This is a genomic window from Imperialibacter sp., from assembly GCF_040222815.1.
In the GTDB taxonomy this organism is placed as follows: Bacteria; Bacteroidota; Bacteroidia; order Cytophagales; family Cyclobacteriaceae; genus Imperialibacter.
On the sequence record NZ_JAVKCH010000001.1, the window covers coordinates 150,460 to 165,354 of the forward strand.

Below are 14,895 nucleotides of genomic sequence, written 5' to 3' on the forward strand. Positions count from 1 at the left end.
TTCATTGTGCGATGGACGATCCAGTCGGGGTCAAAGATAGTGCTTAGCCCTGAAATACCGTGTCGTTCCGGTTTTCGAAAGAACTTTACAAGGCCAGCTAAAATGTAGTGACCGACAGACCTAAATAGGCACAAAAAAGACGTAAAGCCGCTGCCTTACGTCTCAAATTTTCACTTTAATTTAAGCGATATTATTTGCTTAAAATCAGTGAGTTAAATACTAGTTTAAACGTGCCATGAGTCTGTACTCTAAGCTGAGGACGGAAGCCGATCATCACCACTTTTCCCTGGCCTAAACCAACGGACACCATCGCTGCCTTTTCAGCGATAACGTCTTCGCCAAGCAACCAACCACTTTGCAAAATGTCCCTTTTTGGGTAAGTGATGATGCGGTCTATCGTATGCCCTACGTCGGAGCGCACTATCTCATACACATCGTTGTTGCCAACAAACAATCCATAACCTGAGTCAGGCATGCCGTAGGCCAGTGGATTCGAATTGTCGAAGTTCATTCGAAGGGTAGAGCCCGGGGACCAAAACTCCTGACTGGCTACGTCTTTTACCACATTGCGAATTGGCAGCTTGAATTTTTCGATAGGCAAGTCACCGGCACTACCAAACGTTACCAGTGTTCCTCCGTTTTCAACAAAGGCCTTGAGGGCATCCACGCCTTTTTGCCCAAAACCACTTCTGTATTCGGGCGGAAAGTCTTCAGCACGGTTGCGGCCACCGCCACCTTCACCTGTCATGGCACCCAGGCCATCGTCGGGCAACACAATCACATCATATTTCTTGTTAAGCTCGCCGGCCAGGATTTCCTTGTCCATCAAAGTGGTATAAGGAAATTTGAAATTCTCCAGCAGTAGCCTCGTCCAGCCTTCATCCATGTTACCACCCATATAGCGCTGAAATAGTGCAATACGCTGGCGTGTCATCGGCTGGGTAATGGCTGCCACATCTGCTTCCAGCGGCTTAAAGTCCACGCCGGTTTCCGTAGCGATTTTTTCGGCCACATCGGCAGACACTGAAGCCACCACGAAGTCGCCAGGTTGAACCCCGCTGCCTGCTTTGGCCACCCTGCTTACTTTTACTTTATTGTCCCACAGTAAGTTAAGCGCTGTAAAACTATCGTTGTTAGCGCCCGACAACACGTAGCCCTTGCTTCCTTTATACACCGTGCCTTTAGGCACCACTTTTTCCGTTACCCTGGGGTAGTTACCAGTTAAAGGAGTGCCCACCGGATCAACCCGCACACCCATGTATTCGGCTACGTTGTCTGTCGACATATCGTAGGGTCTGATGGGGTCGTTGTTGCGGTCACGGGTGTACTCATTGTCAGGGTAGAACGTACGGCCCAGCAACCAGCGCACCACGCCTTGCTTGGGCTGTGCCATGCTGACCACGTAAGAACCGGCGCCATACACTTTACCCTCATGAATCAGCTGCGAGTCAATTCTCTTCACTTCCACACCCTGACCCAGTAGCACATTTACCAGCTTGTTGGCCGTGAGTGCATCGTGCTGCTTCGCCGGAATGATGTAGGCTTTTACTTCACCTTCGGCACCACGTTGCGTTTGCCTGGAAGCTTTCAGGTAGGCATTTTTCAATACGGTTTCTCTGTTGCGACCTGCAATGTCCGCAATGGCCAGTGCGGCAATCTTTTGCTGCTCTACAATGTCACGCACCCGCCACCATCCGCCGGGCCATGGGTTAGGGAAGGAGGTCTGGGCCTCGTACTTCGGCATGCCATGAATGCTACCTTCCAGCTGATCAGGATGCACATAAAGCGGTGTGGCCAACCTGGCACTGGCCGACTCGGTCAACATACCGGCAATATTGTGGAAAGGAGTGATCCAGTGAAACCCAAAATGGCCCCAGCCTGAGTAAATAGCCGCATTCACCACTCCCGACTTGTTGTTCTCTTCTTCTTTGTAGGCAATGTGTGCACCATACCACGACATTTCTCTCCACACCAACGGATCGCCGTCGGGACGGATGGGCTCTGCGTAAGGCGGCACGTAGATCCTGGCACCGTAAGCACCCATCTGATGATGATCTACATAGGCCTGTGGCATCCATTGTCTGAAAATAATGTCTGCACCGTACACAGATTCAATGGTGTTTTGCATGTAGGCATCCCGGTTGTTGTCGTGGCCGATGTAGTGATGGTAGAGGTAGGGCATACTGTTACCCTCGTATTCTGTGCCCACATACTTTCTATACCATTCGGTGATCATGATTTCACCGTCAGGATTGAAGCAGGGAATCACAATGGAAATGACGTTGTCGAGAATGGTGGTCATTTCTGTGTCATTGCGGCTGAGCATGTCGTAAGTAAACTCTGCTGCCGTTTGCGAAGCGGCCACCTCGCTGGAGTGAAGCCCGAACGACTGCACCACCACGGCTTTCCCTGCCGCAATGATCTGATCAATTTCAGCCTGTGGCACGCCTCTGGGGTCACTCAGTTTGGCGTTCATAGCCTTGTACTCATCCAGTTTCGCCAGGTTTTCTGGCGATGAGATGTACAAGGCCAGGAATGGATTGCCCAGGGTCGTTTTTCCCATATTGACCACTTTCATGCGTGGACTGGCTTCGCCTAGCTGGTTATAATATTTCACCAGCTCATTCCAGTGGGCCAGCTTCCGGTCGGCACCCATTTTGAAGCCGAAAAACTGTTCCGGCGTGGGAATGTCCTGTGATTGAGCGTAGGAGGGGATTAAAAATGCTGCCAGAAGGACTGCTCCCAGGAAGCGTTTCATTAATAGTAAAGCATTTTGAGTCATGTGAGATGGTTTTGGATTGATTGATATTTTCAATCTATTTCATCGCTACTGAAATTGAAAGGACTCAGGTTATGGTTTGCTCTATAGGATGAAGGGCGGTTGGTGGTGATGCACATCGTTGATCCTATTGTTCATAGGTTAAGCAACCGTTAAGTGCTATTCAAAGTCTGTCAACTTTTTCAGTTAAAGCCTTAAGGCTTATGGTTTGCAATAACATTTTGTTTTTCAGCACTTAATGTGTTTTCAGCCAAGGCGGCCAAAAAGTGGGCGGTCAGCAAATTGAAGTGCGATTTGGGCCATAGGTGAAATCTACATTAAGTAACGTCCAAAACCTTAGTAAGCCACTAACCTAAGCTTAACAGAGAGTTTCATTTCGTCTTTCCGATCTCCCTTTATTTTGAATTTTATTTCGGCTGAACAAGGCCGGAGGAAAATTTAGTAATCCATAATATTTAAAAGCGTTTCTATGAAAAATTTGTACCAGATGCTCCACACGGGGCGCCGCTTGCTAACATTGGGCTTTAAGTCCTCAATGATAGCAGGTTTGTTGTTTTTGGGCAGCCTGCCATCACAAGAGCTGTTGGCAAAAAACAGCATGTACCAGGCTGGAATAATAGTATCCGGAACAGTTACCGACGAAGAAGGTGCTTCCATGCCCGGAGTGAACATTCTGGAAAAAGGCACCATCAACGGAACTGTGAGTGATGTCAATGGCAACTACCGACTAAATGTATCGTCGGCCAACGCCGTCCTGGTATTTAGCTTCGTTGGCGCTGAAACAAAGGAAGTAACGGTTGGTGGTCAGTCGGAGATTTCGGTATCACTTGCCGGGAGCTCTGAAACATTGGCCGAGCTGGTCGTGGTAGGTTACGGTACGCAGAAAAGGTCCGACATAACCGGAGCCATTGGTTCATTGAAGAGTGAAAATTTCAACCGTGGAGTTGTAACTAACCCAGGGGAATTGCTCCAGGGGAAAGTTGCTGGTGTAAACATAACAACTGCCAGTGGTGAACCTGGTGCTGCACAGAATGTGATCATCCGGGGAATTGGCAGTTTGCGGTCTGGAACGCAACCGCTTTACGTGGTGGATGGTTTCCTGCTTGACAACAGCTCTCAAGGTTTTGATACCAATCCCCTCAACTTCCTTAATCCCAACGACATTGAAAGCATCGACGTTTTGAAAGATGCCAGTGCCACCGCTGTATATGGTTCCAGAGCGTCAAATGGCGTGGTAGTTATCACTACCAAAAAAGGAAAGGCTGGAAAAACAGAAATGAATTTTTCAGCTTCTACTGCCTGGTCTAAGATGTCTAAGAAAATTGATGTGTTTAGTGCCGACGAGTTTCGGCAGAATGTGACGGGTGAAGGTGGAACGCTGGAAGACTTCGGTGGAAATACTGATTGGCAGGATGAATTGACCCAAACCGCCCTGTCGAAGCAATTCGACCTTTCCGTTGGCGGGGCCGCTTCTGAGAAGTTCTCGTACTACGCTTCAGTTGGTGTTCAGGATCAGGAAGGTATTTTGAAGAATAGCAACCTGGAACGTTATTCCGGGAAACTGAATATGAACCAAAAGGCACTCAATGGAAGGCTGAAGGTAGACTATAACCTTACTGCGTCGCACACAGAAAACCTGCGCCCGAGTATTACATCTACCATTGCAGACATGATTAGCCTGAACCCAACCATTCCGGCCTATACCGACGGTGAGCCTACATTGTTGACAACAAATGCTTTGAACCCACTCACCAGATATGACATCTACAGTGACCTGGCTGTTAACAACCGCATCCTGGCGAGTATTTCCCCGTCAATTGAACTGTTTGATGGCTTTGTTTATAAGTTGAATCTTGGGGTTGACTACTCTGCCACGACCAGGGATGCTCAGTATGAGCCTTTTCCTGATGTGATCAATGAGTCGAATATTTCAGACGGATCACTGTCCACACTTATAGGTAACAATACCAATAGTCTGGTCGAAAACACGATCACCTACAACTGGATCAAGGATGTGCACAATCTTACCGTACTTGGTGGTCACTCTTACCAGGAATTCCTTTTAGAAAACAGGAACTTCGATTACAGGGGCTTTGCCAACAACAATATCGAACCAAAATACCAGGATCAAACCAGCACAGCTGAATATCCTACTTCAGTAAGCTCGTCTGCCATTAGAAACGAGTTGCAGTCATTCTTCGGAAGGGTTAATTATACTTTTGACGAAAAATATTTGTTTACTGCCACGCTTCGTGCTGACGGGTCTTCAAAGTTTGGAGTGAACAACAAGTATGGGTATTTCCCGTCTGTTGCCCTGGGCTGGAACATCAGCAATGAGGACTTCATGGACAATTCATTTTTCGATAACCTGAAGTTGCGTACAAGCTGGGGACAAACCGGTAACCAGGAAATCCCTTCTAAGATCACCAAGGCAAGCTATTCGGAAGACAGGTTGATAACAGGCGCTGAAAGCCTTAGCACGTACCCGCTGGATCCTGATGGCAATTCAATTGACAGCTATCCTTACGGAATTGTTTTCACTCGCCTGGCAAACCCAGATCTGCAGTGGGAAGTATCCACCCAGCTGAACGTCGGCGTTGACTTTGGCATCTTTGACAATCAGATCACCGGTAGCCTGGATTATTTCAATAAAGAGTCGTCCAATATTTTGCTGGAAGTTACACCTGCTGACCCCGTGCAGCCAACGTCCACCTACTGGACTAATATCCAGGACATGAAGATTCAGAACAATGGCATTGAGCTGGCATTGGAATACAATGGCAAAGGACAGGGCGGCTTCTCCTACAACATCGGAGGCAACCTGACATCCATCCAGAACACGGTAAAAGACTCTCCTTACGCTGTATTGACCACTGGTGCCGCTCAGGGTTCTGGACAAACTGGTGCAACCATCAATGGCTACATCAACGATGAGCCGATAGGATCTTTCTACATGTTCCAATTTGACGGCATTGGAGCCGATGGACTTAACATGTTTAGAGACGTTAACGGAGATGGCGCTATATTGGATAATGACCGCACCGTTGTGGGCAGTGCTATTCCAAAACTGCTGTATGCCTATCACCTGAATTTCAGGTATAACAGTTTCGACCTGGGCTTCAACTTTAACGGAATTGCCGGCAGCAAAATATACAATCACACTGCCATGACGCTGTTTACCAAGGCGCAACTCACCAAGTCGAACAATGCCACTGACTTTGTGACTCAATACCCTAATGAGGCAATTTCAAATGCCAACACTGTATCCACACGATATTTGGAGAATGGTTCCTTCATGAGGCTGAACAATGCTACACTGGGCTACAACCTGACTTCAGACAAGGTCGGCTTGGGAGATGCCTTCCAGAACATCCGTGTATCGGTAACCGGTCAAAACCTGTTTGTGATCACAGATTACACCGGATTTGACCCTGAAATCAACACAGGATCAACCACAGGTGGTATTCAAACCTTTGGTATCGACCGTTTCACTTATCCAAAGGCAAGAACGTTTTTGATCAGCGTCAATGCCACGTTCTAAAAAGAAAACACTCAGTTCTCTTAGTATTACTTTAGAAAATAGAAATCATATGAACTTTTTAAATATAAGATTTAGTAAAGTACTGCCGATCATCGTAGTGCTGCTCACATTCGTTGGTTGTACCGATCTCGAAGAAGACATTTTGGACGAGTCGCTGACTGGAACAGGCGAGGCAGAAGTCATTAGCGGTTCCATTGCACCGGTATATGGCCTTCTTCGTCAGGTTTGGCTGCATACCGTCAACTTCGGGCTTCAGGAAGTGGCTTCCGACGAAGCCATTTTGCCATACCGTGGTGGTACCGACTGGTTTGATGGCGGCAAATTCATCGCCGTTCACCAGCATTTGATGACTCCCAGCAACTCACTGGTGGCGGATTCCTGGACATATATTACCCTGACGCTTTCGAGGGCCGTTGTGGCCGAGGAAAGGCTGAGGGAAGAAGTAGAAAAAGGAAATGCAGATGCGCAAGGGCCACTTTATGAAATGATTGCCATGCATGCATACCTCAATATGCTGGCACTAGACAACTGGGGATTGGTTTTCAAGAAGGACCGTTCCTCTGACGTGTCTGTGCTTTTGAGAGGACAGGAAGCCATCGACTATATCGAAGGTAAGCTTTTGTCGGTAGTGGACGTGATGAGCAATGACGTTGGCCCTGGCCGGATGAACAAAGACGCCGTCAGTGCCTTGTTAGCTCGCTTGTACCTGAACGCAGCGGTTTATCGTGATCCTTACGGTACTCCTGACTTCCGAAGCGAAGACATGGACAAGGTGATTCAATACACCAACAGCATCATTGCTGGTTCTCATTCCTTGTCAGCCGAATACTTCGATTTGTTCAGCGACGATAACCACACCAAGTCTGAGCTTATTTTTGCCCTGGATCAAAGAGGTGTGCTGGCTACTGAGCATGGCCGCTGGGCCTATTGGCCAATATCTGGTGATCAGGTGCCAAGACCTGAATTTCCAAGCACGAGAGGAACGGACGCTGTGGCTGCCACCCCTGACTTTTACCAGCACTGGGTGGATGCATACGGCAGCGTAGACCCTGCTGACGCCGATGCCCGTTTTTATATGAAAAACACGATGATTCCAGATGAACTGGTAGACCTTTCCGGTGTGACGCCGGAAAATGACTCAAACCATTACTACTGTGTGCCAGCCCAGGATTTTGAAATTGACAGGGGAATCCTTCGTGGTATTATCTGGGGTCCCCGAAAAGATGCCACCGGTCAAATCATGACTTGTGATGATGGTTCTGTAAGGATTTATCCCGTCATCAACAGAAGGACAAGTGGTGCCAATATCCGATATGTGGATCATAATCTCAATGTTGATTTCACTGAGCAGGGTAGTTTGCACAACACCGGATACAGGTTTTCAAAATACCAGTTTAGCCACACCGCCCCCAACTGCTGCTCTTACAGTAGCGTAGACATCGTTTTGATTCGTTTGGGTGAAATATACTTGATGCGTGCGGAAGCAAAATTGAGAAAAGGCGACAATGCAGGAGCTTTGGCTGACGTCAATACCCTGAGAACTTCCAGAACTGCCCGTCCTGAGCAGACGCCGGCAGCATTGACTTCTATTGATACGGAAATATTATTCCGTGAAACTGGATTTGAGTTGTACTGGGAAGGTCTGAGAAGAAATTATCAGATACGCTTTGGTAAGTACGAGGACAGCTGGACAGGCAAAGATGATGCAGATGTGCGCAAAAGATTATTCCCTATTCCTCAGAGAGCCATCGACGGTGCGTCCAGTGAAAAGGGATTCCTGGTGCAAAATGAAGGATACTAATTGACTACTAACTAATTAAAGAGCACACTACAAAAGGTCGAAGGCCAAAGCTTTCGACCTTTTTTAACTCATTCCCACTAAATGAAAACGAGAGACAAGCATCTTTTTGTAGCGATATTGACCAGTGTCTGCTTCACTGCTGTGAACGGTCAGGGACTCAAAATGAATCAGACCCAGGTGATTGGCAGTCACAACAGCTACAAAATCGGGATAGAACAGCCTCTGATGGACATGATCCTGACCGATCGCCCCGAGGCCATTGGGTTGGCCTACACCCATATCCCGATCACCGATCAATTGGATTTGGGCTTGAGAAGCCTCGAAATTGATGTAGTATATGACCCTGAGGGCGGACTGTTTTCGAACCCTAAAGGACTGGAAATGCTCACAACTGCTGGGGTAAACGCACAGCCTTATGATGCGGAGCCAATGAGGGAGCCTGGTTTCAAGGTGCTTCACGTGCCGGACATTGATTTCAGGAGCCACTGTGCCACTTTCAAAGGTTGTCTTTCTGATGTCCTCACCTGGTCGAAGGCACATAACAATCATTTGCCGATCATCATTACCATTAACCCAAAAAGCGATGGGCTCGACCGGCCTGGCTTTGCCAAAGTGATTCCTTTCGACAAGCAGGTGCTGGACGCATTGGACCGGGAGATATGGGAGGTTTTTGAACGCAGTGAGCTGATCACCCCCAAGCAGTTGAGAGGAAAGCAAGCCACACTGCGGGATGCGGTGGCAGACAAGGGCTGGCCGGATCTGTCGGATGCCAGAGGCAAAATCCTCTTTGTGTTCGATGCGGGGAAGGAGCTAACAGATGTGTACCTGCAAAACGACGAGGCCTATGCAAGGCCAATGTTTGCCAATGCAGAAAGCGACAACCCTCACGCAGCATTCTTTATCATGAACGACCCCGTAAAGCAGGAGAAAGAGATCGCCGGGCTGGTAAAACAGGGATTCATGGTTCGCACCCGCTCAGATGCCGACACCAGAGAGGCACGGCTGGGAGACAAAACCAGGTTTGACGCCGCCATGCGGTCGGGAGCCCAGGTAATTACCACCGACTACTACCTAAAGTCGCTCAGTCCCAATAAAGATTTTGAGATTGTTTTTGGTGATGGCAGGTATCAGCGATGCAATCCTGTATTGACAAAATCATCAACATGCGATCTGCCATAATACGAATGTTTAAATACCCTTCGTGAACAAATCCTATTAACTTTATAACCATTAACTAAACTCTTAAGCCAGTGAAACGCCGCACTTTCCTTTACCAAACCTCTGTAGTATCTCTTGGTTTCCTGTCATTGTCCAGATGCGTGCAAAAGGGTCGGGACACCGCCGAATCAAACGTTCTGCTGTTAAAATCCGACCCGGAAAAATACCTGGATTTGCCGGAAGGCTTCTCCTACAAAATCATTTCCAAAGCGGGCAACACAATGAGCGACGGCCTGCGGATTCCCGGCAGAGCAGATGGAATGGGTGCATTTGCACGGGCTGATGGCAAGGTTGTCATTATTCGTAATCACGAGAATAGCCCAGCACCACTGGAAAACAGCCCTTTTGGGTTGGAAGGGAAGTTGCTTGGGTTGGTCGATATATCCAAACTGTATGATGCGGGGAAAGGCGAGCTCCCGGGGCTGGGTGGTACAACCACATTGGTGTACGATGAAGAAAAAGGGGAGGTAGTAGAAGAGTTCATGAGTCTGGCGGGAACCTACCGCAACTGTGCAGGGGGAGTCACACCATGGAACAGCTGGCTTACCTGTGAGGAAGACACCACCAAAGCGGATGGCGAAAATATCGAAAAAGACCACGGCTATGTGTTTGATGTGCCTGCTGACGCCAAGGGGCTGGTAGATCCTCGACCTATTAAAGCCATGGGCCGCTTCAATCACGAAGCCGTAGCTGTAGACCCGCAAACGGGCATCATTTACCAGACTGAAGATGCATCTGACAGCCTCATCTACCGTTTTATTCCTGAAAACCCCGAAGACCTGCATCAGGGCGGAAAGCTTCAGGCGTTGGCCATAGACAACCGCCCCAAACTGGACACCAGAAACTGGAAGGAGCGAGGTGTAGAGCAGGGGGTAGGCTATCCTGTGGTATGGCAGGATGTGGACGGGGTCGATTCTCCACTTGACGACCTGAGAATCAGGGGATTTGAAGCAGGAGCAGCCTGCTTTGCACGGGGCGAGGGCATGTGGCATGCCGACGGCCAAATTTACTTCGCCTGCACCAATGGTGGCCCCAAAAATTTCGGGCAAATATTTAGATACGACATTGAGAAAGAACAGTTGGAACTGTTCGCTGAATCAGAAGACAAGACCGTCCTGCACATGTGCGACAATGTGACTATTGCTCCATGGGGAGAAGTTTTGGTTTGTGAAGACAACGGTGAGCTCAACCGCATGCACTTCATCAACAGAGAAGGGGAGCTGCGCTTGTTTGCTGTCAACCAAAGCTCGAAATCGGAGCTGACCGGTGCCGTTTTTTCACCTTCAGGCAAAACACTCTTTGTCAATGTGCAGGAAAATGGGGAAACGCTGGCTATCACCGGGCCGTGGGAAAAGCTTCAGGTAGTGTAATTTACTGGCTTAAAAAAAGGGGCTATTTTGGTGAACCAGGGTGGCTCCTTAACTTGCGTGAAAATTCACACAATTCATTCTCCTTCCTCTATGTTTCACGGCTCAGATTTCCCCACAACACTTGACGAACAGGTTTTTAATGACTGGCTGGAAGCGGGCCGAAACAGCAAGCTCAGCTACACCTATATGCTGATCATTTGGGACGAGCTGGACTCAAAGTATCTCCCAGTATACGCCGAGGCCAGAGAGAAAATACAGACTTACGAAAGGTACCCCGTTGCCAGCAGCAATGAATCATTGATAGCGGCCTATGATTTGTATTCGGAGTCGAAAGTGGGGTGAGCTTTACTTTTCAGCGTCAGATAAGGGGGGCCTTAATCCAAGTTGCTCCAGACGCAATTCGCTTAACTCCCCCCAATCCTCAGTCTCTTGTATCGGCCGTTTGCGGCGCTTCTGTAGTCCACAGTAAAGTCCCCTGTCAACCGGGGCGATTCATTTCCTCCGACGTAGCTGTAATCCGTCAAAGATTCCATTTGCAAGGGGCCGCTCATTGTAAAAATTTTAATGGAGCCTCCTTCACTTACAACATCATTTACAAAAAACACTATATGGCGCATGTTGGGGAATACGACCGCTCGCATGATATAAGCTTCGGTAGAAAAAACTGCACCAGTTTTACTTTCGATAAAAAGCATACCTCCTTGTTCAAAACCGGTAATGCTTACCACCAGAATATTATCATTCAAGACGCCATCAAAAGATAGAAATTTCCCTTCTTTATCCGAATAATCTCCACCATCAGTGTCTGAAATGAGCATCCCGTCTAAAACAATGGGCTGAAGGCCCGGTAGCCTGACCTCAGTGGCTTCGCCTTTTGATTCTATCATCCACTCGGCTGGAACAGGTGTAAGAAGGTTTGAGAGACTGGTAGTGTCAAACGGAGAAGGGACAGAGGTTGCGAAGTCTTCCTCACCAATCTCCGTAAGCCCAAAATCAAATTCCAGGCGCCCTGTCAATTCATTCCATACATATCGTTCGCTTCCGGTAACGGCAACCTCGAAGTTCTCACAAATAGAACCACTTTCTGTTCCTGTTCGCTCCTCATAAATTTTCTCCACCCACAGTTTATTTCCGTTTTGCATCAACGCCAGACGCTCAGGAAAGAGATATTGCTCAGACTCGCAATGGTCATTGCCATAGGCAGCTATGTCAATTTTCGTGCTTTTTGTATTCCCTTCGACAAGAAATAGGAGAAAGTTGTACTCCGCCTCGACCGTACCAGCGTTAAGCAATTCCTGATCTTTTGTGAGAACAAGGCGTCGGTTTTCGTCAAGCTTCAATTCACCTGCAAACTTTCCATTTAAACTTGCGTTAATAACTCTCCAAACACCTTTGTCAACAAACGCTAGAATAACCTCATCCCGAGCGTTGCAGCTTGCACTACAAATCATGCTTCGCTGATTGTATACCGCTGAGTTTTTCGAATACTGCAAAAGCTCTATCGCTGTCGAATAGGCTGATTCACTATCCTGAGATCTTTGTTTGTCGGCTTCATACGAATTCGCCTGAAGTACCGACAGCAGATGAAACGGATCCGGGGATGGGCCAGATGTCACCACAAAAGACCCAATATCTTCATTCCAATAATAGCCAGTTCGAAACTCAGCTTGCTCATAGTCGCTACAGCTTTCGCTATCATTTCTATAGCCGCTTTGGCGAGTTACAGACAACATAGGTTTTTTTGGATCGCTTTTATCGACAGAAATATTGGCAGAATTGCCAATAACGCCATCGCAAATTCCTGCCTCGTAGCTAACAGTTTCCTTAAAGACACTTTCAAAAGCATAACCATCATTCTTTCTCGAAAAAGTAAACACCGATAGTTCTCCCTGAAAATCTGTCCTGAAATTTCTCACTCCATCCAAAACCAATTCGGGAATTGTGTCACCGTTGAAATCAGCTTCGAGGCTTTTAAAGTTTCCACTATAAAGAGATCCCATAAAATTTTCTCTTTTCAGCGCCTCACGAACATCAACCAACGCATCGCTCTCGTCCAGGTTGTTGGTTTTTAGTCCCAATACAACCGCATAGTTATGGGTGGCAGAACCGACTGTTTCTGAAAAATTCACAACAACAACCCCTTCAGCCTCATTCTTGTAAGCCACCGAAGTAGTCAGATTTACATCTTCAGGGCTATTGTTTTGTTCCAGACTACCTCGCCTCAATTCAGCAAACCAGGTAGGGAATAATTCTGGCGAATCAACAGGTTGCTTAGCATCCTCTTTGGGTGTACAGCCAATGAGCAACAGACCGTACCAGACAATCATTCTTCTTGATCGGAACATAGCTTTGACGTTACTTAATGGGAACTACTTGAAATTATCGAGCAATAATTAGAAAAATAATCAATTTTCGGAATATTGTAAGCAATGGGGAATCATTTCCAACTGGTGTTTCGGAAAATGCCAGTTAGCCGTGGCATGTGACGGATGGAAGTGATTGTCTGATTTTAATATGCTCATTAACAATTAATTATATGGCTTAAAGTGAAGCTTTGCATTAGTTTCTTACTCAGCTGACAGAACTCATTGCCAGAATCTTGATTAACACTTAACTTTCCCCCATGTCAAGTTTTAGGATAAGACCCCGGTTCAAGCACCGCATTGAAAACACCCAAAAAGAGGAGCTGGAAGTAACCATCCGTACGGCGCCGGAGCTGGGGAAACAATTCACCTGTACTCACTTGCCCGACCACCTGTATATAAGGATTCATCCCAGCGAAAGACATTTTTGGTCTCCGCAATTGCATTTGTCATTTGACCAGGAGGGCAACGATGTGATTGTAAGAGGCTTATATGGCCCCAATCCCACCGTTTGGGCTTTTTTCTTTTTCGGGTACGTGGCCACAGGAATCCTTTCACTCTTCGTTGGCATATGGGGAGCCAGTCTTTGGAGTTTGGGTAAAGATGCCTCGGTTTTGTGGGGCGTTCCTGTGCTAGCAGCGCTTGCAGTAGGTTTATACCTCTTCAGCCAGGCTGGTCAAAAGCTTGGTGCTCAGCAGATGTTTGATATTCATCATTTTTATGAGGATATCACTCGGGATAAAGTGATTGTGAGCTAAATGCTTTCAAGTTGGATTTCTTGGAGCATAGCATTCATTGATAGTGAAAAGCTATCCTTTGGTCGGAAGGGCTATCCAAGCCATTTTCAAAAGGACTTACGGCCCGAATAAAGCAGACATCCTCAAATAGGGACACGCCGCTCAAGAAAGTGTTGATCACCACTCGTCAGCCAATGAAAGAGATTTAAATATTCTCCCTTTCGCTGAAAAGTCGGCATAAAGTGTTCACTTCGCAGTAGAAATCATGCTTTGCACATGAATAGACATGGGAATTTTCCACGGCTTCCCCAGGGGAACCTTGCCACCAATCAAAAGGGAAGCAGATATAGCCCTCGTAAAGTCCTCATAGCTACGGGAGTGGTAACGGGGGCTTTGTTTATACTGTTCGAAGCGCTAAGTCCAACAGCAAAAGGCAAAACTGAAGATATGGTGCCCGTTGCGGTGCTTTCAAAAGAAGAAAATAGAGCTGTACACCGATACATAAACGACTATCATCTTGAGGTAGCCAAGGCAAAAGGGCTTGCAAAGCCATTGGCATCAAAAGCGGAGCATAAAACAGACGCCAAAGCTTTTGGTAGCCGATACAAACTTGTCGAAATAACCGATAACAAGTACTATGAAATTCCCCACCTAACCAATTCACTGCCTTACCTGCAGCCGCCTGCTGAAGAATTCCTAACTCTTGTTGGGGAAAGGTTTTGCGACCAATTGGAAGAGTTAGGAATGATCAATTATCGATTTTCGGTTACATCTATCTTGCGAACCATCGAAGATCAAAAGTCGCTCCGCAAAAACAACCTTAATGCTACGGCCAATAATTCGTCGCATTATTACGGACGAACGTTTGACATTGCCCAAACACGGTTTTTTGAGAGAGGAAATAGCACGCCTGTGTATTCCTACCGCCTGAGAAATCTATTGTTGCGTGAATTGATCAAGCTGCAGGAGGAAGGCAAGTGTTATGTGCTGCTGGAGAGTCAGACGAAATGCATTCATGTGACTGTCAGGTGATTGTAAACAATGCCAAAGGTCGAACAAGCGTAGTATATCTAATTGATATTAAGA

9 protein-coding genes are annotated in these 14,895 nt (G+C 47.2%); 7 read left to right on the forward strand and 2 right to left on the reverse strand.

What is annotated here, in order from left to right; all coding sequences use genetic code 11:
- Positions 1-190: 190 nt before the first annotated feature.
- Complete coding sequence (locus RIF36_RS00590; RefSeq protein WP_350149247.1) at positions 191-2,758, reverse strand: M14 family metallopeptidase; 2,568 nt, start codon at positions 2,756-2,758, stop codon at positions 191-193.
- Between the two features lie 490 nt (positions 2,759-3,248).
- Here RIF36_RS00590 and RIF36_RS00595 point away from each other — a divergent pair, with 490 nt between their 5' ends.
- From RIF36_RS00595 to RIF36_RS00615, 5 genes are all read left to right on the forward strand, one after another.
- Entirely contained in the window at positions 3,249-6,320 is a 3,072-nt protein-coding gene (locus RIF36_RS00595; protein WP_350118543.1) for a SusC/RagA family TonB-linked outer membrane protein, read from the forward strand.
- A 49-nt stretch (positions 6,321-6,369) separates the two neighbouring features.
- Positions 6,370-8,121, forward strand: a complete 1,752-nt coding sequence (locus tag RIF36_RS00600) for a RagB/SusD family nutrient uptake outer membrane protein (RefSeq protein ID WP_350071901.1) — start codon at positions 6,370-6,372, stop codon at positions 8,119-8,121.
- Positions 8,122-8,202: 81 nt separating this feature from the next.
- The gene (locus tag RIF36_RS00605; RefSeq protein ID WP_350071899.1) at positions 8,203-9,300 is read left to right on the forward strand and encodes a phosphatidylinositol-specific phospholipase C1-like protein; all 1,098 of its coding nucleotides are present in this window, start codon (positions 8,203-8,205) and stop codon (positions 9,298-9,300) included.
- Positions 9,301-9,371: 71 nt separating this feature from the next.
- Entirely contained in the window at positions 9,372-10,709 is a 1,338-nt protein-coding gene (locus RIF36_RS00610) for an alkaline phosphatase PhoX (protein WP_350071897.1), read from the forward strand.
- 57 nt (positions 10,710-10,766) lie between these two features.
- Positions 10,767-11,051 (forward strand): hypothetical protein, encoded by a 285-nt coding sequence (locus RIF36_RS00615; RefSeq protein ID WP_350118546.1) that lies wholly within the window; start codon positions 10,767-10,769, stop codon positions 11,049-11,051.
- A gap of 62 nt (positions 11,052-11,113) precedes the next feature.
- Here RIF36_RS00615 and RIF36_RS00620 read toward each other — a convergent pair whose 3' ends face one another.
- A complete protein-coding gene (locus tag RIF36_RS00620; protein WP_350118549.1) occupies positions 11,114-13,054 on the reverse strand; it encodes a hypothetical protein in 1,941 nt (646 codons plus the stop codon).
- Between the two features lie 278 nt (positions 13,055-13,332).
- Here RIF36_RS00620 and RIF36_RS00625 point away from each other — a divergent pair, with 278 nt between their 5' ends.
- Positions 13,333-13,830, forward strand: a complete 498-nt coding sequence (locus RIF36_RS00625) for a hypothetical protein (RefSeq protein WP_350071891.1) — start codon at positions 13,333-13,335, stop codon at positions 13,828-13,830.
- Positions 13,831-14,085: 255 nt separating this feature from the next.
- Positions 14,086-14,841 carry a DUF5715 family protein gene (locus RIF36_RS00630; protein ID WP_350071889.1) on the forward strand — a complete coding sequence of 252 codons (756 nt, stop codon included), beginning with the start codon at positions 14,086-14,088 and terminating at the stop codon, positions 14,839-14,841.
- The last annotated feature ends 54 nt before the right edge of the window (positions 14,842-14,895 follow it).

What these genes read in the sequence shown, in the direction of transcription:
- RIF36_RS00590 (WP_350149247.1), bottom strand. Translation starts at nt 2,758, where the DNA reads ATGAAACGCTTCCTGGGAGCAGTCCTTCTGGCAGCATTTTTAATCCCC.
- RIF36_RS00595 (WP_350118543.1), top strand. Translation starts at nt 3,249, where the DNA reads ATGAAAAATTTGTACCAGATGCTCCACACGGGGCGCCGCTTGCTAACA.
- RIF36_RS00600 (WP_350071901.1), top strand. Translation starts at nt 6,370, where the DNA reads ATGAACTTTTTAAATATAAGATTTAGTAAAGTACTGCCGATCATCGTA.
- RIF36_RS00605 (WP_350071899.1), top strand. Translation starts at nt 8,203, where the DNA reads ATGAAAACGAGAGACAAGCATCTTTTTGTAGCGATATTGACCAGTGTC.
- RIF36_RS00620 (WP_350118549.1), bottom strand. Translation starts at nt 13,054, where the DNA reads ATGTTCCGATCAAGAAGAATGATTGTCTGGTACGGTCTGTTGCTCATT.
- RIF36_RS00625 (WP_350071891.1), top strand. Translation starts at nt 13,333, where the DNA reads ATGTCAAGTTTTAGGATAAGACCCCGGTTCAAGCACCGCATTGAAAAC.
- RIF36_RS00630 (WP_350071889.1), top strand. Translation starts at nt 14,086, where the DNA reads ATGAATAGACATGGGAATTTTCCACGGCTTCCCCAGGGGAACCTTGCC.